General features: G+C 69.9%; 13 protein-coding genes. 11 read left to right on the forward strand and 2 right to left on the reverse strand.

All coding sequences use genetic code 11. The annotated features are described in order from the left end of the window. Positions 1–23 precede the first annotated feature (23 nt). Genes RM812_RS14890 through RM812_RS14905 form a run of 4 tightly spaced genes read left to right on the forward strand, consistent with a single transcriptional unit; the run spans position 24 to position 5987 of the window. Complete coding sequence (locus RM812_RS14890) at positions 24–1673, forward strand: ABC transporter substrate-binding protein (protein WP_311573006.1); 1650 nt, start codon at positions 24–26, stop codon at positions 1671–1673. After that, positions 1670–3244: a GH39 family glycosyl hydrolase gene (locus RM812_RS14895; RefSeq protein WP_311573007.1), complete on the forward strand. Its 1575-nt coding sequence runs from the start codon at positions 1670–1672 to the stop codon at positions 3242–3244. The genes RM812_RS14890 and RM812_RS14895 overlap by 4 nt, the downstream gene beginning before the upstream one ends. Continuing rightward, the gene (locus tag RM812_RS14900; protein WP_311573008.1) at positions 3241–3924 is read left to right on the forward strand and encodes a hypothetical protein; all 684 of its coding nucleotides are present in this window, start codon (positions 3241–3243) and stop codon (positions 3922–3924) included. Before RM812_RS14895 ends, RM812_RS14900 begins: the two co-directional genes overlap by 4 nt. Then, positions 3921–5987 carry a beta-galactosidase gene (locus RM812_RS14905; RefSeq protein WP_311573009.1) on the forward strand — a complete coding sequence of 689 codons (2067 nt, stop codon included), beginning with the start codon at positions 3921–3923 and terminating at the stop codon, positions 5985–5987. Before RM812_RS14900 ends, RM812_RS14905 begins: the two co-directional genes overlap by 4 nt. On the opposite strand, the gene RM812_RS14910 is transcribed toward RM812_RS14905, so the two are convergent. Then, positions 5933–7873, reverse strand: coding sequence for an alpha-glucuronidase (locus RM812_RS14910; protein WP_311573104.1), 1941 nt, complete (start codon positions 7871–7873; stop codon positions 5933–5935). The two genes, RM812_RS14905 and RM812_RS14910, sit on opposite strands and share 55 nt — an antisense overlap. 296 nt (positions 7874–8169) lie before the next feature. Continuing rightward, a complete protein-coding gene (locus RM812_RS14915) occupies positions 8170–11976 on the reverse strand; it encodes a GH92 family glycosyl hydrolase (RefSeq protein ID WP_311573010.1) in 3807 nt (1268 codons plus the stop codon). A gap of 645 nt (positions 11977–12621) precedes the next feature. Here RM812_RS14915 and ngcE point away from each other — a divergent pair. From ngcE to RM812_RS14950, 7 genes are all read left to right on the forward strand, one after another. After that, the gene (gene ngcE / locus RM812_RS14920) at positions 12622–14034 is read left to right on the forward strand and encodes an N-acetylglucosamine/diacetylchitobiose ABC transporter substrate-binding protein (protein ID WP_311573011.1); all 1413 of its coding nucleotides are present in this window, start codon (positions 12622–12624) and stop codon (positions 14032–14034) included. A gap of 7 nt (positions 14035–14041) precedes the next feature. After that, positions 14042–15103 carry a carbohydrate ABC transporter permease gene (locus RM812_RS14925; RefSeq protein WP_311573012.1) on the forward strand — a complete coding sequence of 354 codons (1062 nt, stop codon included), beginning with the start codon at positions 14042–14044 and terminating at the stop codon, positions 15101–15103. Beyond that, positions 15100–16008, forward strand: coding sequence for a carbohydrate ABC transporter permease (locus tag RM812_RS14930; RefSeq protein WP_311573013.1), 909 nt, complete (start codon positions 15100–15102; stop codon positions 16006–16008). Before RM812_RS14925 ends, RM812_RS14930 begins: the two co-directional genes overlap by 4 nt. 231 nt (positions 16009–16239) lie before the next feature. After that, positions 16240–17451 carry an ROK family transcriptional regulator gene (locus RM812_RS14935; RefSeq protein ID WP_311573014.1) on the forward strand — a complete coding sequence of 404 codons (1212 nt, stop codon included), beginning with the start codon at positions 16240–16242 and terminating at the stop codon, positions 17449–17451. 133 nt (positions 17452–17584) lie between these two features. Continuing rightward, positions 17585–18688, forward strand: coding sequence for an ABC transporter substrate-binding protein (locus RM812_RS14940; RefSeq protein ID WP_311573105.1), 1104 nt, complete (start codon positions 17585–17587; stop codon positions 18686–18688). Between the two features lie 182 nt (positions 18689–18870). Next, entirely contained in the window at positions 18871–19662 is a 792-nt protein-coding gene (locus RM812_RS14945; protein WP_311573015.1) for an ATP-binding cassette domain-containing protein, read from the forward strand. Further along, positions 19659–20951, forward strand: coding sequence for a sugar ABC transporter permease (locus RM812_RS14950; protein ID WP_311573016.1), 1293 nt, complete (start codon positions 19659–19661; stop codon positions 20949–20951). Before RM812_RS14945 ends, RM812_RS14950 begins: the two co-directional genes overlap by 4 nt. Positions 20952–20968 lie beyond the last annotated feature (17 nt).

Consider the following 20968-nt stretch of genomic DNA (forward strand, 5'->3'; position numbering starts at 1 on the left):
GCCCCACCGACAAGGGAGTATCCGTGAAGAAGAACGGACAGCTGTCGCGGCGCCAGATCCTCGCCGCCGCCGGCTTCGCCGGCCTGGCCGCGATCGCCGGCTGCGGCAGTGGCGACGACGGCGGCGACTCCAAGGACCTGACGAAGAAGCAGGACGGCGCGATGAAGGAGTACCGGGCCGGCCAGCAGTTCAAGGCCACCAAGCCGCTCTCCTTCTCGCTGCTGAACCTCAGCAACCCCAACTACCCGCCGAAGAAGGACTGGCTGTTCTGGAAGGAGCTCACCCGCCGCACCGGCGTCACCTTCAAGACCACCGACGTCCCCTACAGCGACTACGAGAAGAAGCGCAGCCTGCTCATCGGCGCGGGCGACGCGCCCCTGCTCCTCCCCAAGACCTACCCCGGTCAGGAGACGCCGTTCGTGGCGTCGGGGTCCGTCCTCGCGGTCAGCGAGTACGTGGAGCTGATGCCCAACTTCCGCGACAAGGTCCGCCGATGGAAGCTCGAGCCCGAGGTGGACTCCCTGCGTCAGTCCGACGGCCGGTACTACCTGCTGCCCGGCCTGCACGAGAGGGTCAAGTCCGGCTACTCCCTCGCGCTGCGCACGGACGTCCTCGGCGAACTGGGCCTGCGCCTGCCGTCCACCCTGGACGAGGTGGCCGGCGTCTTCCGGGCGCTCAGATCTGAGTACCCCGACCGCTACCCCTTCTCCGACCGCTGGAACCAGCCCGAACCGGCCGGCGCCCTGCTCGGCTACATCGGCCAGGCCCACGGGGTCCGGGCCGGCTGGTCGTACCTGAACACCAGCTGGGACGCGCAGAGCGAGAAGTTCGTCTTCACCGGCGCGACGGACGCGTACCGCCAGATGATCGAGTACCTGCGGAAACTGGTCGACGAGAAGCTCGTGGACCCGGAGGGCTTCACCCAGAGCGACGACGACGCCGTCAAGAAGCTCCTCTCCGAGAAGTCCTTCGCGATCAGCGCCAACCCGCAGGAACTGGTGCAGAACTACCGCTACAACCTCCAGCGGCAGGTCGAGGGCGCGACCATCGAGATGATCCCGGCGCCGCTCGGACCGGCCGGCCCGGTGGTGCTCGGCGGGTCCCGCCTGGAGAACGGCATGATGATCTCCGGCGACGCCCTGAAGCGGGACGACTTCGTCGCGCTCCTGCAGTTCGTGGACTGGCTCTGGTACTCCGACGAGGGCCAGAAGTTCACCAAGTGGGGCGTCGAGGGCGTCACCCACACCGCCTCCGGCGGCCGGTACCAGGTCGCCGAGGGCATCAGCCTCATGGGCTCCGACCCGGACGCGCCCAAGGACCTGCAGAAGGACTACGGCTTCTACAACGGCGTCTTCTCCTACGGCGGAAGCCGGGAACTGGTCTCCTCCTCCTTCGGCCCGGACGAGACGAAGTTCCAGGACGCCATGTCCCAGCGCAAGGAACTCCCCGTCGACCCGGCCCACCCCCTCCAGTCCGTGGAACAGGAGCAGGCCACCCTCTGGGACACCCCGCTCAAGGACCACGTCCGGCAGAACACCCTCCAGTTCGTCCTCGGCAAACGCCCCCTGTCCGAATGGGACGCCTACCTGGGCGAACTCAAGGCCAAGAACATGGACCAGCTCGTCGACCTGCACAACAAGGCCTACGAGCGATTCAGCAAGGAGCACGGATGATCCACGTCCCCGCCGAGCCGGCCGGCCGGTTCCCCGACGCCTGGCGGAGGTGCGTCGGCACCGGCCGCCTCGACCTCGCCCTGCGCCGCGACTACCAGGACTCCCTCGCCCTGCTCCAGCGCGACATCGGCTTCCGGTACATCCGCGGCCACGGCCTGTTCAGCGACGGCATGGCCGTCCACCGCCCGTACACCCACCAGGGCGTTCGCCACGTCCACCACTCCTTCACCCACGTCGACCAGGTCGTCGACGCCTACCTGGCCGCCGGAATCCGGCCCTTCCTCGAACTCGGCTTCATGCCGGGCGAGCTGGCGAGCGGCGACCGGACGGTGTTCTGGTGGCGGGGCAACGTCACCCCGCCCCGCGACCTCGCCGAGTGGACCGCGCTGGTCCGGGCGACCCTGGCCCACCTCGTCGACCGGTACGGCCTCGACGAGGTCCGCACCTGGCCCGTGGAGGTCTGGAACGAGCCCGACCTGCCCGACTTCTGGCAGGACGCCGACGAAAGCACGTACCACCGGCTGTACGAGGCGACCGCGCACGCCGTGAAGGAGGTGGACGCGGACCTCCAGGTGGGCGGCCCGGCGCTGTCACCCGGCGCCGGGCCGGGCCGGCTGGCACGGTTCGCCGAGTTCACCGAACGCCGGGACGTGCCCGCCGACTTCGTCTCCCGCCACGCCTACAGCTCCGGGCCCGCCCAGCACGTGCCGTTCGGCGCGCACCAGACGCTCGCCCCGGCCGACCGGCTGCTCGACCAGTTCGCCGAGCCGCGCCGGACGCTGAAGGGCACCCGGCTGGCGGACGCCCCGGTGCACATCACCGAGTTCAACTCCTCCTACCGGCCCGACAACCACATCCACGACACCGCCTTCCACGCCGCCTACCTCGCCCCGGTCCTGGCGGTCGGCGGCGACCTCGTCGACTCCTTCTCGTACTGGACGTTCAGCGACGTCTTCGAGGAGAGCGGCGTTCCCACCGCGCTGTTCCACGGCGGCTTCGGGCTGCTCACCCACCGGCAGGTGCGGAAACCGACGTACCACCTGTACGCGTTCCTCGCCCGGATGGGCCCCGACCTGCTGACCCGGGGCGACGACCACCTCGTCACCCGGCACCCGGACGGCCGGGTCACCGTCCTGGCCTGGGCCCCCGTCGACGCCTCCGGCGCGACACCCGGGCCGGACCGGCACACGCTGCGCCTCTCCCTCCCCGTCGGAGCAACCACCGGAGCAACCACCGGAGGAACCGCCGGAGGAACCGCCGGAGGAACCGCCGGCGGACGCGGCGGGGCGTTCGTCCGGCGCCTGTCCGTGGACGAGGAGCACGGCAACGCCTACGCCGCCTGGCGCCGCATGGGCAGCCCCCGCTCACCGCGCCCCCACCAACTGGACGTCCTCCACGAAGCCGCCGAGCCCGCCCGCACCCACCGCCGCCTGCCCGTCGAGGACGGCAGGGTGGACCTGCCCCTCACCCTCGCCCGGCACGAGGTCACCTTCGTGGAACTGAGCCCCGTCGAGGACGAGACCCCGCCCTGGTGGGACGAGCGGCGCCTGCTCGGCCGGGAACCGGCGTGAGCACCGTGCGGCCGGCCGACTTCGGCACCGGCGTCCTCTCCCGCACCGCCGCCCTGATCCACACCCTGCTCACCGTCCAGGCCCTGCTGCTGCTGGCCGCGGCACCGGGCCTGGCCGGCCTGTTCCTGCTCGCCCCCGATCCCGCCAACCTCCCGCTCGCCGCCCTGTGCCTGCTGCCCCTCGGCCCGGCCCTCGCCGCCGCCGTGTACGCCCTCCACCACCGCAGCGGCGACCTCACCGCACTCCACCCGGCCCGCGCCTACCGGCGCGGCTGGCGGCTCAACGCGCTGCCGGCGCTGCGGCTGTGGGCGCCCCTGCTGGCCTGGCTCACCGTCATCGCCTTCACCCTCACCCACTTCACCGTCACCGGCCTGCCCGGCTGGTGGGCGGTGCTGCTCGCGGCCGTCGGCGCCGGGTCCCTCCTGTGGGGCGCGCACGCCCTCGTCCTCACCTCCCTCTTCACCTTCCGCACCCGCGACACCGCCCGTCTCGCCGCCTACTTCCTTCTCCGGCACGGCCGCGCCACCCTCGGCGCGGCCTCGCTGCTGATCCTGGCCACCGCCCTGACCACCCTGCTGACCGAGGCCCTGCCCGCCCTGCTGGCCGCCCCGCTGCTGCTCTCCCTGCTGCACAGCAGCCGCCCGGTGATCGCCGAGACCCAGGAGAACTTCACCGCATGACCGCGCCCCGCACCCCGAAGATCCCGTACGGCGGCGACTACAACCCCGAGCAGTGGCCCGAAGAGGTCCAGGACGACGACCACCGCCTCTTCACCCGGGCCGGCGTCGACACCCTCACGGTCGGTGTCTTCGCCTGGTCCCTCACCCAACCGGGCCCGGACACCTACGACTTCTCGGTCCTAGACGGCGTCCTCGCCCGCGCCGCCGACGAGCGCCGCCGGGTCTGCCTGGCCACCGGCACGGCAGCCCTGCCACCCTGGCTCGCCAAGCGGCATCCCGAGGTCAACCGCACCGACTTCGAGGGCCGCCGGCACCGCTACGGGCAGCGCCACAACTTCTGCCCCAGTTCACCGGAGTACCGGAGCGCGGCCAGCGCGCTGGCCGCCCGGCTCGCCGAACGCTACGCCGACCACCCGGCCCTGCTCGCCTGGCACATCAACAACGAGTACGGCGGCGCCTGCTACTGCGACCTGTGCGCCGACGCCTTCCGCGTCTGGCTGCGCGCGCGGCACGGCACGCTCGACGCCCTCAACGACGCCTGGTGGACCACCTTCTGGTCGCACCGCTACACCGACTGGGACCAGATCGAGCCGCCCAGCGCCCTCACCGAGCACTGGCGGGGCCCCGACCACACCGCGTTCCAGGGCATCACCCTCGACTACCACCGCTTCACCACCGACGCCCTGCTCGGCTGCTTCACCGCGGAGAAGGACGCCATCCGGACCCACGACCCGGACACCCCCGTCACCACCAACCTCATGGGCCTGTACCGCCCGCTCGACTACCACCGCTGGGCGCCCCACCTCGACTTCGCCTCCTGGGACAGCTACCCGCCCCTGGACGCCCCGCCCACCCGGCCGGCCCTCGGCCACGACCTGATGCGCGGCCTGAAGAACGGCGCACCGTTCTGGCTGATGGAGCAGACCCCGTCCACCACCGCCTGCCGGGACGTGAACCCCCTCCGGCGCCCGGGGGAACTGCGCCTGGCCACCTGGCAGGCCGTCGCGCACGGCGCCGACGCCGCCCTCTACTTCCAGCTACGGGCCTCCCGCGGCGCCTGCGAGAAGTACCACGGGGCGGTCATCGGCCACGCCGGCCGCGCCGACACCCGCGTCTTCGGCGAGGTCGCCGAGCTGGGCCGGGAGCTCGCGGACCTCGGCGACGCCACCCTCGGCGCGCGCACCCCCGCCCGCACCGCGCTGCTCTTCGACTGGGACAGCTGGTGGGCCCTGGAGATCTCCGACGGCCCCTCCCGGCTGGTCCGCTACCCGGACACCGTCCACGCCTACTACCGGGCCGCCCGCGAGGCCGGCGCCGACGTGGACGTCGTCCCGGTCACCACCGACCTGACGCCGTACGACGTGGTCCTGGCCCCGGTGCTCCACCTGGTCAAGGACGACCTGGCCGACCGCCTCACGGCACTGACCCGGCGCGGCGGCACCGTCCTCGCCACCTTCCTCACCGCCCGCTGCGACGAGCACGACCGGGCCTTCCTCACCGACGTACCCGGCCCGCTCGCCCCGCTCATGGGCGTCCGGATCGACGAATGGGACGCCCGCCCGCAGGACGTGGTCCAGCCGGTCGACCTGGGGGAGCTGCGCACCACCGCACGCCTCGTCTTCGAGATCGTGCAGCCGCGTGGCGCGGAGCCGGTCGGCACCTACGGCGCCGACTTCTACGCCGGAACCCCGGCCGTCACCCGCCACCGCGTCGGCGCGGGCGAGGCCTGGTACGTCGCCACCGCCCTCGACCAGCCCGGCGTCGACCACGTGGTGCGCCGCGTCCTGGCCCGGCACGGCCTCGTCGGCCCCTACGCCGGCCACCCCGCCGTCGAGACCGCGACCCGCGTCGCCCCCGACGGCGCCCGCCTGCTCTTCCTCCTCAACCACGCCCCCGAACCGGCCGCCCTGACCGCCCACGCCACCGCGACCGACCTGCTCACGGGCAAGCGGTTCGACGAGGGCGAGCCGCTCACCCTCGATCCGTTCGGCGTGAGGGTGCTGCGCCTTCAGCAGACGGTCCGCCCCCGCTCGTCCGGCACCCCGGACTTGCGCAGGAAGTAGCTGTTGACCTGGTCGCGCCACTCGCGGGCGCAGCGCAGCTGCTCCTCGTACCGCTCCGCCACACGCGCGTGCCGGACCGGGTCGACCAGGTCCGCGAGGCCCGCCCACACGCGACGGGCCTCCTCGGTCTCCTCGACGCCCTCGAAGTGGGTGTCGTAGACGTGCTGGATCACGGTCTTCCCGCTGTGCAGCACATGACGGTAGGGCACGTGGTGGAAGAACAGCAGCAGCTCGTCGGGGCAGGTGTCCGGCGACTCGTACCGCTCGGCCCACGGCTTGGCGTACTGCGCCGCGTACCCCGTGCCGGTCGCCGCGCTGCGGTCCACGCCGACGCCGTCGCGGTCGGCGAAGTGGTAGGTGCCCCAGGGGCTGTACTCGTAGCCGTCCACGTTCGGGCCGTAGTGGTGGCCCGGCTGCACCATGAAGCCCACTCCCAGCGGCGCCGTGTACTTCTCGTACGTCCGCCAGGAGCCGTCGAGCACGGCGTGCAGCCCGGCGGCCAGCCGGGCCGGAGCCCCCGGGTGGGTCAGCGCGATCCACTCGTCGAGGAGGGCGTACGGGTCGGCGGCCGGGTCCCAGGCCAGGCGGCCGAAGGTGTAGAGGTTGGCCTGGGCGAGGGGATGGCCGGTCCAGAACGGGTCGTCGCCCACGTTCGACACGGCCACGAGCCCGTCCGCGAGCCGCCCCGCGCTCACCTCGCCGTCCGGCCGGAACCGCAGCGCCTCGCTCCACATCGGGCCCAGCCAGCACACGTGCCGCTGCTGTCCGGTGTACTCCTGGGTGGCCTGCACCTCCACCGCGAGCCGGGTGCGCGGCATCGCGCCGATCAGGGGTGAGACCGGTTCGCGCGCCTGGAAGTCCATCGGCCCGTGCTTGACCTGGAGCACCGCGTTCGGCGCGAAGTCGCCGTCCAGCGGCACGAAGTGGTCGTACGCGGCGCGGGCCCGGTCCGTCGTCCGGTCCCGCCAGTCCTGGCGGTGGTCGTAGACGAACGCCCGCCAGTGCACGGTGCCGCCGTGCGGCGCGAGCGCGGCGGCCAGCAGGTTGGCGCCGTCCGCGTGCGTGCGGCCGTACGCGAACGGGCCGGGCTGTCCCTCCGAGTCCGCCTTCACCACGTACCCGCCGAAGTCGGGAATGGCCTCGTACACCCGCGCCGTCGCCCCCGCCCACCAGCCGCGCACCCGCTCGTCCAGCGGGTCGGCCGTGGGCAGCCCGCCGAGGACGACCGGCGCGGCGAAGGTGACCGACAGGTGCGTCCGGACGCCGTAGGGCCTGAGCGCGTCCGCGAGCGCGGCGACCTCGCCGATCCGGTCGGTGAGCAGGTGCGCCTCGGTCTCGTGCACGTTGACGTTGTTCACCGCGACCGCGTTGATCCCGCAGGCCGCGAGCAGCCTGCCGTACGCGCGGACCCGGTCCAGGTCGCCGCGTGCCCGGCCGTCGGACCAGAACAGGGAGCCGCCCGCGTAGCCGCGCTCGACCTGGCCCATCACCGGGTGCACGGCCACGTTGTCCCAGTGGTCCAGCATCCGCAGCGCCACCGCGGGGCGGTGCTCCTCGCGGGCCCGCTCGCCGCGGAAGGCGTCCTCGCCGAGGCGTACGACGTGGAACAGGCCGTACAGCAGGCCGCGCCCGCCGGATGCCGTGACGGTGGTCGTCCCGTGCGCGCGGACGCAGGCGTACCCCTCGTCGTCGGTGTCGCCGGTCAGCTTCAGCACCAGGTCGGCGGCGGTGCCCTCCTGTACCACCCGGCCCCCGAACCGCTCGCAGGCCCGGGCCAGTTCGCCGCGTACGGTGTCCGCGAGCGGCCCCGTCCCGCGCACCAGCGCGTGCCGGCGGCCGACGGCTCGGAAGGCGGCGGGCGGCAGCCAGGCCGGATCGGTGCGCATGCCGTCGAACGACTCCATGGCGTCAGCCGGCCGCCCCGTCCGGGACGGCCGGTGCGGCCGTCGCGAACCGCGCTCCCCCCGCCGGCAGCGGGCCCGTGGCCCGTCCCCTGCCCCGTGTGCCGATGCTCGTCCGCACGTGTTCCCCTCCGACGACCGCCCGATGGGTGCCGCGCCGTCCGGTGCCGGCCGGGGCGCCCGCTCATTGTGGTGCATCGGGCACGTGCGGGGAATGGGGCGGCACAAGCCGGTGGCGGGGCCGGGCCGGTGCCCGGACCCGCCACCCGCGGGTCGTCCGCCTACGCCAGCAGTTCCACCTCCGCCAGCGTGTGCTCCCCGTCGAGGACCAGCCGGTACTTCGCGTACGTGCCCGGCGACTTCACCGAGAACGCCCGGGTCTGCCGGTCCCAGCCGAAGGACTCGCCGGAGCGCTGGTCCAGGGTCCGCCACGTCGTGCCGTCGGCCGAGCCCTGGAGCTTCCAGCCGGTCGGGGCCTTCGCCCGGTCCGCCGACGACGTCAGGGTGTACTGCACCGCCTCGACGCCCTTCCCGGACACCGGCAGCTCCACCGACGTCACGCTCGCGTCCGTCGCCGACGTGTTGTCGAACAGGGCGCCCTCGCCCTCTACGGTGTCCGAGCGCGGGGTCGGCACCTCGTCGTCCTTGGTGACCGACGGCGGCGCCGCGTCCTCGCCGGTGCCCCACGAGGAGGGCTTCGCGCCCATGTCGAACTCCAGGACGCCGCCCTTCGCGAGCAGCGAGTGGGGCAGCGAGGTGGAGTTCCAGCGCTTGCCGTTGACCTTCAGGCCCTGCACGTAGATGTTCTTCGCGCTGTTCTTCGGCGCCTTGACGACCAGCTCGCGGCCGTTCTCCAGGTGGACGGTCGCCTTGGTGAACAGCGGGGAGCCGATGGCGTACTCGCCGCTGCCCATCACCAGCGGGTAGAAGCCGAGCGAGGAGAAGAGGAACCAGGCGGACTGCTCGCCGTTGTCCTCGTCACCGTGGTAGCCCTGGCCGATCTCGCTGCCGGTGTAGAGACGGGACAGCACCTCGCGGACGTTCTTCTGCGTCTTGTACGGCTGCCCGGCCGCGTCGAACATGTACATGGCATGGTGGGCGACCTGGTTGGAGTGCCCGTACATGCCCATGCGGACGTCGCGCGCCTCGGTCATCTCGTGGATGACGCCGCCGTAGGAGCCCTTGAACTCCGGGGAGGCCGTCTCGGGGGTGGCGAGGTACTCGTCGAGCTTGTCGCCGAGGCCGCCCCGGCCGCCGTAGAGGTTGGCGAGGCCGCGGCTGTCCTGCGGGGCGGTGAAGGCGTAGCCCCAGCCGTTGGTCTCGGTGTAGTCGTGGCCCCAGACGCGCGGGTCGTACTTCTCCGAGGCCACGCGCCAGTTGCCCGCCGCGTCCTTGCCCTGGAAGAAGCCGGCCTTCGCGTCGAACAGGTTGACGTACTCCTGGGCGCGGTTGAGGAAGTACGCCGACTCCTCCTTGTACCGCTTCTCGCCGGTCTCCTTGTAGAGCTTCTCGCCCATCCTGGCGATGCCGTAGTCGTTGAGGTAGCCCTCCAGCGCCCAGGACAGGCCCTCGTGCGTCTCGGTGCTGGTGTAGCCGAGGAACGGGGAGGTGGCCATGCCCTTGCGGCCCACGCCCGAGGACGGGGGCACCACGGTGGCGTTCTTGACGGCCGCCTCGTACGCCGCCTTCGCGTCGAAGTCGACGCCCTTGACGTAGGCGTCCGCGAACGCCACGTCCGAGGAGGTGCCGGTCATCAGGTCCGCGTAGCCGGGGGAGGACCAGCGCGAGGTCCAGCCGCCGTCCTTGTAGTGCTGCACGAAGCCGTCGACCAGCTCACCGGCCTTGGACGGGGTCAGGAAGGAGTACGCGGGCCAGGTGGTCCGGTAGGTGTCCCAGAAGCCGTTGTTGACGTACACCTTGCCGTCCACGATCTCGGCGCCGGTGTGCGTCGGGGTGTCGGCCCCCACCATCTTCGAGAACGGGGAGGCGTACTTGTACGTCCCGTCGACCTTCTCGTGGCCCGAGTTCGGGTAGAGGTAGAGCCGGTACAGGCTGGAGTAGAGCGTGGTCAGCTGGTCCTGCGTGGCGCCCTCCACCTCGACCCTGCCGAGGATCCTGTCCCACTGCTTCTGGGCGTCGCGCCTGACCTTGTCGAAGGTGGCGCGCTCCGGGATCTCCTGGCGCAGGTTGTCCTTCGCCTGGTCGACGCTGATCAGGGAGGTCGCCAGGCGCATCGTCACCGTGCGGTCGCGGCCCGCGTCGAAGCGCAGGTGGCCCTTGACGCCGCTGGAACCGCCGCCGAGGACCTTGCTGTCGAACTCGCCGTGGACGAACAGCCGGGTCGCGCCGGTGGAGCCGCCGGACTTGACGTCCGAGTAGCCGGTGAAGGTGCCGTTCTCCTTGTCCAGGGTCAGACCCGCCTGGTCGGTGACGTTGTCGAAGAGCACGCTCGCGTCGTCGCCGGGGTAGGTGAAGCGCATCATCGCCGCGTGGTCGGTCGGCGCCATCTCGGCCTTCAGGCCGTTCTCGAACCGCACGCCGTAGTAGTAGGGCCGCGCGGTCTCGTTCTCGTGCCGGAAGGCCAGCTCGCGCGCGTCCCGGCCGGTGTCCGGGGTGCCGGACGCGGCGGACGGCATCACCTGGAAGGTCTGCCGGTCGCCCATCCACGGGCTCGGCTCGTGGCTCGCGGCGAACGCCTGGAGCGTCGGCAGGTTGTCCGCGTTGTTGCCGCGCGCGTAGTCGTACAGCCACCGGTCGGTACCGGCGTTGGTCACCGGGGTCCAGAAGTTGAAGCCGTGCGGCACGGCGGTCGCGGGGATGTTGTTGCCGCGGGAGAAGCTGCCGCTGGAGTTGGTGCCGCGGGTGGTCAGCGCGTAGTCGGACGGATGGGCCTTCGGGCGCTCGGCCTCGACCCGCTCGATCACCACGTCGTCCAGCCAGCCCCGGAACTTCGCCGGGCCCTTGGGGGAGTCGTACGCCACCAGGATCCGGTCGACGGTCTTGCCGGCCGCGACGGAGCCGATGCCCGACGCCACACTGTTCCACTGGTTGACGTACAGCACCTTGGCGTCGCCCTGGCCGCGCGGGGTCAGCGGGAAGCCGTGCTGGTCCGTGGCCTTGAGGTCGCTCAGGTAGGTGCCGTCGGTGAACGCGAGGTCGACGGAGACGTTGGTCGCGTCGTAGTCGAGGTCGCCGTCCGCCATCGACGGAAAGATCTTGTACGACAGTCGCGTGCGGCGGTCGACCTTCACGTCGACGTCGAAGACCTTGTTGTACGAGTACGCCCGGCCGTCGGCCGTGTGCCGGCCCGCGTAGCGCAGCGCGCGCTTGCCGGTGAAGCCGGCGCCCGCCTTGGCCGTCGGCGAGCCGCTCGGGCCCCGGTCGACGAGCGAGAGCATGTCCTGCGGAACGGACGGGTCGGTGCCGCCGGTGGACAACTGCACGTCGGCGAGCTGGAGCGCGTCGCCCGCTCCGTTGTTCTTCGTGACCTCCAGCCGGAAGTGCCGGAACTCGGCGGCCTCGGCGAGGTCGTACGTCTTCGTCCGGAACCGCTCCTCGAAGGACTCCCCGGTACGGGTGTCCAGCGTCTGCCAGTCCTCGCCGTCCGCCGAGCCCTTCAGCGTCCAGTCCACCGGGTCGCGTTCGGCGTGGTCGTTGGCCGAAGTGAGCGCGTACCGGGCGATCCTGGCCGGCGCCTCCAGGTCGAACTCGACCCAGCCGGTCCTCGCGAAGGTCAGCCACTTGGTGCTCGGCTCGCCGTCGAGGAGGTTCTCCTTCACCTCCCCGCCGCCCGTGTTCTCGGCGCTGGCCCGTACCCCGGTGACCTGGTCGGTGATGTTGCCGGGTATGCCGGTGCTGTACCCGCCGTCCACGCCCGCCGACCGTTTGCTGCCGTCCCGGGCGGTGTCCACGGTGTTGAGCCAGTCCGGAACCGGGTCGTCCGCCTCGAAGGACGACGCGAACTCCCGGTCGGCTCCGGCCGGTGCGGAGGGCAGCGCGACCGCCGCCCCCTGGGAACCCACCGCCAGAGCGAAAGCGGTCGTCAACACGACCGCCGGACCCCATCTGTGCCGAACTCCGTACTGCATGCGCCAGCACCCTCCCTGCGCTCACTGGAGAAATGGACAACGTTGTCAAATTCGATGAGCAAGGACCAGTAGCGCTTGAAGGGGTCAATGGTGTCAAGGGTGTTGACTGTGGCGTACGGGTCCGGCGCCCGGGATTTTTCCTTCAAGGGGCACACAGGTCGCTCATATTTCCGCGAGGTCTCAACTCGGAAAAGACGTACCGCGAACCTTGCTTTTGATCTTGCTCCACGGCCCGGAAGTGGACTATACCTGTCGGCCACCGGGGGATCCGGGGGGAACCGCGAAGAGGGACCGCCAGAGCGCCCGAACCAGCTGTACCCGCACTTCCTGCACGACCCAGCGTGACCCGATCGCGGTGCCGGGGAGGATCCGGTTCACCGCCTGAGTCCTGGAGAAGGCGAGGACTTGAGCATGGGATCCACCACCGGTGTAGGCCATCGCGATCTGATCAGGCGGAGCGCGACCGCCGCTCCCGCCTCGGCGACTGTTACGCCGGCATCGCTCAGCTGATCATCGGCGCCGCACCGCGGCTCCGAGACGACGGCGACAACGCCCCACGTGCGGCCGGCGCAGGACCGGTCCGGTCACGGCGGCCGCACACACAGCACACCCGGACAGATCCAATCGATCAGTGAGGATGCAGAGATGACCATTCGGGCCGGCTCTCTTGACAGGCGGACGCTCCTGCGCGGGGCCATCGCCACCGCGGCGATGGGCTCGTTCGCGGTCGCGTGCAGCTCTCCCTCCAGCGAGGACGGCGACGGCGACGGCGGCCCGAAGGGCGAGAAGAGTGCCAATAACCCGTTCGGTGTCGCCGCGAACTCCACGGTCGAAGCGGCCATCTTCGACGGCGGCTACGGCACCGACTACGTCGACTACACCAACCAGGTGCTCGGCAGCCACGTCAAGGGCCTCAAGGCCCAGGTCAAGCCGGTCGTCGACATCGCCCCCCAGCTCCAGCCCCGCTTCGTCGGCGGCAACCCGCCGGACCTCATCGACAACTCCGGTGAGGACCAGATCGGCTTCCTCGGCATCCTCGACCAGCTGGAGGAGCTCGACGACCTCTTCGAGGCCAACACCTACGAAGGCAAGAAGATCGCCGACATCGTCTACCCCGGCGTCAAGGACCCCGGAACGTACAATGGCAAGTTCGTCGCGCTCCGGTACGTGATGACGGTGTACGGCGTCTGGTACTCGAAAACGCTCTTCGAGGAGAACGGCTGGACCCCGCCGAAGACCTGGGACGAGGCGCTCGACCTCGGCCAGAAGGCGAAGAAGAAGGGCAAGTACCTCTTCGTCCACGGCAAGGAAGCCGCGACCTACTACCAGACGATGCTGTTCGCCTCAGCGATCAAGGAGGGCGGTGACGAGGTCCGGCTCGCTCTCGGCAATCTCGAGAAGGACGCCTGGTCGCATCCGGCCATCCAGGGCGTCCTCAAGGTCATGGAGACCATGATCAAGGAGAAGATGTTCGTCCCCGGCGGCTCCGGCACCCAGTTCCAGAAGGCGCAGGCGATCTGGAGCAACGACCAGAAGGCGCTGCTCTACCCGTCCGGTGGCTGGATCGAGAACGAGATGAAGAAGGCCACCAAGAAGGACTTCCAGATGACCGGGTTCCCGGAGATGACGCTCACGGACAAGCCGAAGCTGCCCTACGAGTCGCTCCATGCCGCAGCGGGCGAGCCGTTCATCGTGCCCAAGCAGGGCAAGAACCCGGCCGGCGGCAAGGAAGTGCTGCGGGCGATGCTGTCCGAGAAGGCGGCCGCCAACTTCTCCAAGACAAAGCTGGCCCCGACGGTGGTCAAGGGCACCGTGCCCGCCGACGGCTTCGGATCGGCCGCCCTCGTCTCCCAGACGAAGATGCTCGAGGCCGCGGGCGAGAACATCTACGACATGAGGAGGTTCGTCGAGGCATACGGCATGAATACCGACCAGCTGGTGCCGTGGAACTCGTTCCTCGCCGGTGACCTCGACCGCAAGGGCCTCACCGCGGCCCTGCAGAAGATCTCCGACAAGGTCCGGGAAGACGACTCCGTCGACAAGATCAAGATCAGCTAGTACAGCGATGAAAGACAACATCACCACCTCCGACGCCGCGAGCCGCCGGCCCGAGCCGGCCGCTCGCGGCGGGCGGCCACGGCGCCGCAAGCTCACGTTCGACCGGGTGACGTTCTTCCTCGCGTTCCTCGGTGTCCCGCTGGCCATCTTCGTGATCTTCGTTCTGATCCCGTTCGGCCAGGCGATCTTCTGGGGGATGACCGACTGGCGCGGCTTCAGCCCGGACTACAACTTCGTCGGCTTCGACAACTTCACGAAGATGTTCCAGGACGACGTCTTCCTGAAGGCGTTGCGCAACGTCGCGCTCCTCGCGGCCTTCGTGCCGCTGGTGACGCTGACGCTGGCCCTCGGGGTCGCCGTGGCCATCACCCTGGGCGGGCCCAGCAAGGGCCCCGTCCGAGGGATCCGGGGAGCGTCGTTCTACCGGATCATCTCGTTCTTCCCCTACGTCGTGCCGGCGATCATCGTCGGTCTGATCTGGGCGCAGATGTACGACCCGAACGCCGGCCTGCTCAACGGCGTCCTCACCGGCCTCGGCCTCGACCGGTTCGACTCGTTCGCGTGGCTGGGCGAGAAGGCGAGCGCGATGCCGGCCGTGATGTTCGTCATCATCTGGGGGCTCGTCGGGTTCTACGCGGTGCTCTTCATCGCCGCGATCAAGGGCGTTCCCGGCGAGCTGTACGAGGCGGCGAGGATCGACGGGGCCGGCCGGTTCCGTACCACGATCTCGATCACCCTGCCGGCGATCCGGGACAGCGTGCAGACGGCGTACATCTACCTGGGCATCGCCGCCCTCGACGCGTTCGTCTACGTCCAGGCGATGGTGCCGAACGGCGGCCCGGACAACTCGACCCTGACGATCAGCCAGCGTCTGTTCAACGTCGCTTTCGCCAAGCAGCAGTTCGGCTACGCCACCGCGATGGGCGTCGTCCTCGCCGCCGTCACCCTGGTGTTCGCGGCGCTGGTGTTCCTCGTCAACCGCCTCACGGGCGGCGGCGAGGGCGAGAGCAAGAGGAAAGCACCTGGGTCCAGGGCTCGGCGTGCCGCAGCCAAGGGAGGTGCCCGGTGAGCGTCATCGCCGCCGACCGGAAGCCGGCCAGTGACCGGAAACCGGCGAGCGACCGCAAGCTGACGAGGGCCGCCGCGAGCAGCGACCGCAGATTCGCGGCGATCTCGCACGCCCTGCTGATCCTGTGGTCCGTGATCGTGATCGTGCCCATGCTGTGGGTGCTGATGTCGTCGTTCAAATCGACCGGCGAGATCCTTTCGTCGCCGTTCTCGCTGCCGGATCACTGGCGCTTCGAGAACTACGCGAACGCGTGGACCGACGCGAACATCGGGAAGTACTTCCTGAATTCCGTGATCGTCGTGGTCTCGGCACTGATCCTGGTGATGCTGCTCGGCGCGATGTGCGCCTACGTTCTCGCCCGGTTCGAGTTCCCCGGACGCCGGCTGATCTACTACGTGATGCTCGCCGGCCTGACTTTCCCGGTTTTCCTGGCGATCGTTCCGCTCTTCTTCCAGTTGCAGAACTTCGGGCTGCTGAACACGCGTCCCGGACTGATCCTCACCTATGTCGCGTTCGCGCTGCCGTTCACGATGTTCTTCCTCTATTCGTTCTTCCGGTCGCTGCCGCACGACGTGTACGAGGCCGCGCTGATCGACGGTGCCGGGGACTGGCGGGCGTTCTTCCAGGTGATGCTGCCGATGGCCCGTCCGGGCATGGCGGCGGTGGCGATCTTCAACTTCCTGGGCCTGTGGAACCAGTTCCTGCTGCCGGTGGCGCTCAACACCGACCAGGACAAGTGGGTCCTCACCCAGGGCATGGCCGCCTACGCGTCCTCGCAGGTCTACGACATCGACTACGGCGCGCTGTTCGCGGCGATCGTGGTCACGGTGGTGCCCGTACTGATCGTGTACTGCGTCTTCCAGCGGCGGATCGCCGGTTCGGTGTCGCAGGGCACCTTCCGCTGACGCCCACCGCCGCTCCACCCGTCGTACGCAGGGGTCCGGCCCCGGAGAGACAGCTCGCGGGGGCCGCACCCCTGTGGCGTACCGCCGGTGGTCGGCCGTGGACACGGCCTGGAACCGATTTCTGTCCAGGGCTTGACGCCACTGGGCGATTCAGCGGAGCTTGGAGTTCATAACTTGTACAAGGCCCGGTCGCCCCAGGGTGACGCGGGCCAGGGATGAGGGTGAGAGTCAATGGAGACTCCGGGGTCGCAGTCGTCGCTGCACCGAGCCAACCTGGAGCGGGTCGTCCGAGCAGTACGTCTTGCGGGTTCGCTCACCCAGGCGGAGATCGCGAGGACGACGGGCCTGTCCGCGGCGACCGTCTCGAACATCGTCCGGGAACTGAAGGACGGCGGGACCGTCGAGGTCACGCCCACCTCGGCGGGCGGCCGCCGGGCCCGCAGCGTCTCCCTGAGCGGGGACGCCGGCATCGTCATCGGCGTCGACTTCGGGCACACCCACCTGCGGGTCGCGGTCGGGAACCTCGCCCATCAGGTGCTCGCCGAGGAGTCCGAACCTCTGGACGTCGACGCGTCCGCGGCGCAGGGCTTCGACCGGGCGGAGCAGCTGGTCAACCGGCTGATCGCGGCGACCGGTGTCGACCGCTCCAAGATCGCCGGAGTGGGCCTCGGTGTGCCCGGCCCGATCGACGTGGAGTCCGGGACGCTGGGCTCGACCGCCATCCTGCCCGGCTGGGGCGGCACCCGGCCCGCCGAGGAGCTGCGGGGGCGGCTCGGCGTGCCGGTGCACGTGGACAACGACGCGAACCTCGGCGCCCTCGGCGAACTGGTCTGGGGCAGCGGCCGGGGGGTGCGGGACCTGGCGTACATCAAGGTCGCCAGCGGTGTCGGAGCGGGTCTGGTGATCAACGGCAAGATCTATCGCGGCCCCGGCGGCACCGCGGGGGAGATCGGGCACATCACGCTCGACGAGGCCGGACCCGTCTGCCGCTGCGGAAACCGGGGCTGCCTGGAGACCTTCGCGTCCGCACGCTATGTGCTCCCGCTCCTCCAGCCGAGTCACGGCACCGGCCTGACGATGGAGGGCGTCGTGCGGCTGGCGAGGGACGGTGACCCGGGCTGCCGTCGGGTGATCGCCGACGTCGGCCGCCACATCGGCAGTGGTGTCGCCAACCTCTGCAACCTGCTCAACCCGAGCCGCGTGGTCCTCGGCGGCGACCTGGCCGAGGCCGGCGAGCTGGTGCTCGGCCCGATCAGGGAGTCCGTCGGCCGGTACGCCATTCCCAGTGCCGCGCGCCAACTCTCCGTTCTTCCCGGGGCACTTGGGGGGCGTGCCGAGGTCCTCGGAGCCCTCGCCCTCGCCCTCAGTGAGATGGGTGATTCGACGCTTTTGGACGGCAGTGCGAACGGCGCTCTGCCGGCGGCCACCCCTGCCTTCACTTAGAGAACGGATGGCACCGTTGCCATCTCGTTAAGGATTTACTTCTTGACGTCGCACGTGTGGCCGAGTTGACTTCCAGCCACCTCGGCCGCAACGACGCGGCCTCGTCAGGGAGGTTTCTGAAGTGAACACGCGTATGCGTCGTGCCGCCGTTGCCGTTGCCACGACCGCGATGGCCGTCTCGCTCGCCGCTTGCGGCAGCGCCAAGGAGTCCGGCGACAAGGGCGACTCGTCCGACTCCGCCGCCAAGAAGGGCGACGACATCAAGGTCGGACTCCTCCTTCCGGAGAACCAGACCGCGCGCTACGAGAAGTTCGACAAGCCCTTGATCGAGAAGAAGGTCAAGGAGCTCACGAACAACAAGGGCGAGGTCGTCTACGCCAACGCCAAGCAGGACGCCACGCTGCAGGCCCAGCAGGTCGACACGATGATCACCAACAAGGTCGACGTGCTGATCGTGGACGCGGTGGACTCCAAGGCCATCGCCGGCTCGGTGAAGAAGGCCAAGGACCAGGGCATCAAGGTCGTCGCCTACGACCGCCTGGCCGAGGGCCCGATCGACGCCTACACCTCGTTCGACAACGTGACCGTCGGCAAGACCCAGGGCGAGGCCCTGCTGAAGGCGCTGGGCGACAAGGCCAAGAGCGGCCAGATCGTCATGATGAACGGCTCCTCCACCGACCCGAACGCCGCCCAGTTCAAGGAGGGCGCCCACTCCGTCCTCGACGGCAAGGTGAACGTCGGCCGCGAGTACGACACCAAGGAGTGGAAGCCGGAGAACGCCAACGCCAACATGGAGGGCGCCATCTCCGCCGTCGGCAAGGACAAGATCGTCGGCGTCTACTCCGCCAACGACGGCATGGCGGGCGGCATCATCACCGCGCTGAAGGCCGCGGGCATCGCCAACATCCCGGTCACCGGCCAGGACGCCGAGCTTGCGGGTGTGCAGCGCATCATCACCGGCGAGCAGTACATGAGCGTCTACAAGTCCTACCCGCAGGAGGCCGAGGTCGCCGGCGCGATGGCCGTCGCCCTCGCCAAGGGCGAGTCGCTCGACTCCATCGCCAAGGAGAAGGTGGACAGCGCCACCACCAAGGGCGTTCCGTCGGTGCTCGTCCCGGTGGTCTCGCTGACCAAGGACAACATCAAGGAGACCGTGATCAAGGAGGGCTTCTACACCCTCGACGAGATCTGCGCCGGCAACTACAAGGCCGCCTGCGACAAGATCGGTCTCAAGTAAGCAGTCGCACCTCCCGTACCGCCTGAGCGCGTGCGGGACCGGCTGCGCGCAGCTTCCTCCGGCGCTCCGCACTCATAGCCCCGCAAGCTGAGCGGGGCGCCGGACGGAACACCCCGCGGGTGTCCCCCGCCCCCCACCCAGTCTTTCTGCACAACCTCCCGCCGGGTCAGGCGGCGAAGGAGATGGTTCACGTGTCCGCTACGCCCGTGCTGGCGTTGCGCGGGGTCTCCAAGCGATTCGGTGCCGTCCAGGCGCTCACCGATGTAGAGCTTGAGGTCCACGCCGGTGAAGTGGTCGCCCTGGTGGGCGACAACGGCGCCGGAAAGTCCACGCTGGTCAAGACGATCGCCGGCGTGCACCCCATCGATGAGGGCGCCATCGAGTGGGACGGCAAGGCCGTCTCGATCAACAAGCCGCACGACGCCCAGAACCTGGGCATCGCGACCGTCTACCAGGACCTCGCGCTGTGCGACAACATCGACGTGGTCGGCAACCTCTACCTGGGCCGGGAGATCCGCAAGCGCGGTGTCCTGGACGAGGTGGAGATGGAGCGCCGCTCCCGCGAGCTGCTGGACACGCTGTCCATCCGCATCCCCAGCGTCCGCATCCCGATCGCCTCGCTCTCCGGCGGTCAGCGCCAGGTCGTGGCGATCGCCCGCTCCATGCTCGGCGAGCCCAAGCTGGTCATCCTCGACGAGCCCACCGCGGCCCTCGGTGTCGAGCAGACCGCGCAGGTTCTCGACCTCGTCGAGCGGCTGCGCGAGCGCGGCCACGCCGTCATCCTCATCAGCCACAACATGGCCGACGTCAAGGCGGTCGCCGACAAGGTCGCCGTCCTGCGCCTCGGGCGCAACAACGGCATCTTCGAGGTCAAGTCGACCTCCCAGGAAGAGATCATCTCCGCCATCACGGGCGCCACGGAGAACGCCGTGACCCGTCGTGCGGCGCGCACCAATGGGGAGATCAAGAAGTGAGCATCGACAAGACCTCCACACCCGCCAAGGACAACGCGGTGGCGAACCCCGACGCCGCTTCCGCCGCGGTCACCGCCGTCGACCCGCGACTGCTGGTGCGCGAGCAGGGTTTCGCCGGCTACCTCGGGGAGTTCAAGCGGAAGATGAAGGCCGGTGACCTCGGGTCCCTCCCGGTCGTCGTCGGACTGCTGGTCATCTGGGCCATCTTCACCGGCCTGAACTCCAACTTCCTCACCGCCGGCAACTTCTCCGACATGTCGGTCGCCATGGTCGGCACCGGCATGATCGCCGTCGGTATCGTCTTCGTCCTGCTGCTCGGCGAGATCGACCTGTCGGTCGGCTCGGTCAGCGGTGTCGCCGGCGCCACCTTCGCGGTGCTGAGCGTCACGCACGGGATGAACGAGTGGCTCGCCCTGCTGCTGTCCATCCTCACCGGCACCGTGGCCGGCGCCATCCACGGTTTCTTCTTCGCCCGCATCGGCGTCCCGGCCTTCGCCGTGACCCTGGCCGGACTGCTGTTCTGGCAGGGCTTCATGCTGCAGGTCCTGGGCGTGAACGGCACGATCAACATCGACTCCGAGGGTGTGGTCGCCAAGCTGACCAGCTACTACTTCAGCGACGTGGCCGCCGCCTACGGTCTGGCGATCGTCGTGACCGCGGGATACTTCCTCGCCGCGTTCTTCGACAACCGCCGCCGCGAGGCCGCCGGGGTGCCCTCCCGGCCGCTCAACGAGATCATCGTGCGCACGGTGCTGCTCGCGATACTCGCCTTCGCCGTGGCGATCGTCTTCAACCAGTACAAGGGCCTGCCGCTGGCCGTGGTGATCTTCCTGGCGTTCCTGCTGCTCACGGACTTCGTCCTGCGCCGCACCGCCTACGGCCGCAAGGTCTTCGCCCTCGGTGGCAGCGTCGAGGCGTCGCGCCGTGCCGGTATCAACGTGGAGATGGTCCGGATCTCGGTCTTCGCGATCGCCGGCACCTTCGCCGCGATCGGCGGCCTCTTCACCGCCTCGAAGATCGCCTCCGCCAACCAGGGCGCGGGCGCCGGTGAGTTCCTGATGAACGTCATCGCCGCGGCCGTGATCGGCGGCACGTCCCTCTTCGGCGGCCGCGGCCGCACCTGGGACGCGCTGCTCGGTGTGATGGTCATCGTCTCGATCCAGTACGGCCTCGCCCTGGAGGGCATCGCCTCGCCGGTCCAGTACATGATCACCGGTGGCGTGCTGCTGGCGACCGTCGTCATCGACGCGGTCACCCGCAAGACGCAGAAGACGGCCGGCCGCGCGTAGCGTCCGCACGGCCGACG

This window comes from Streptomyces lancefieldiae (genome assembly GCF_031845825.1).
Taxonomy (GTDB): domain Bacteria; phylum Actinomycetota; class Actinomycetes; order Streptomycetales; family Streptomycetaceae; genus Streptomyces; species Streptomyces lancefieldiae.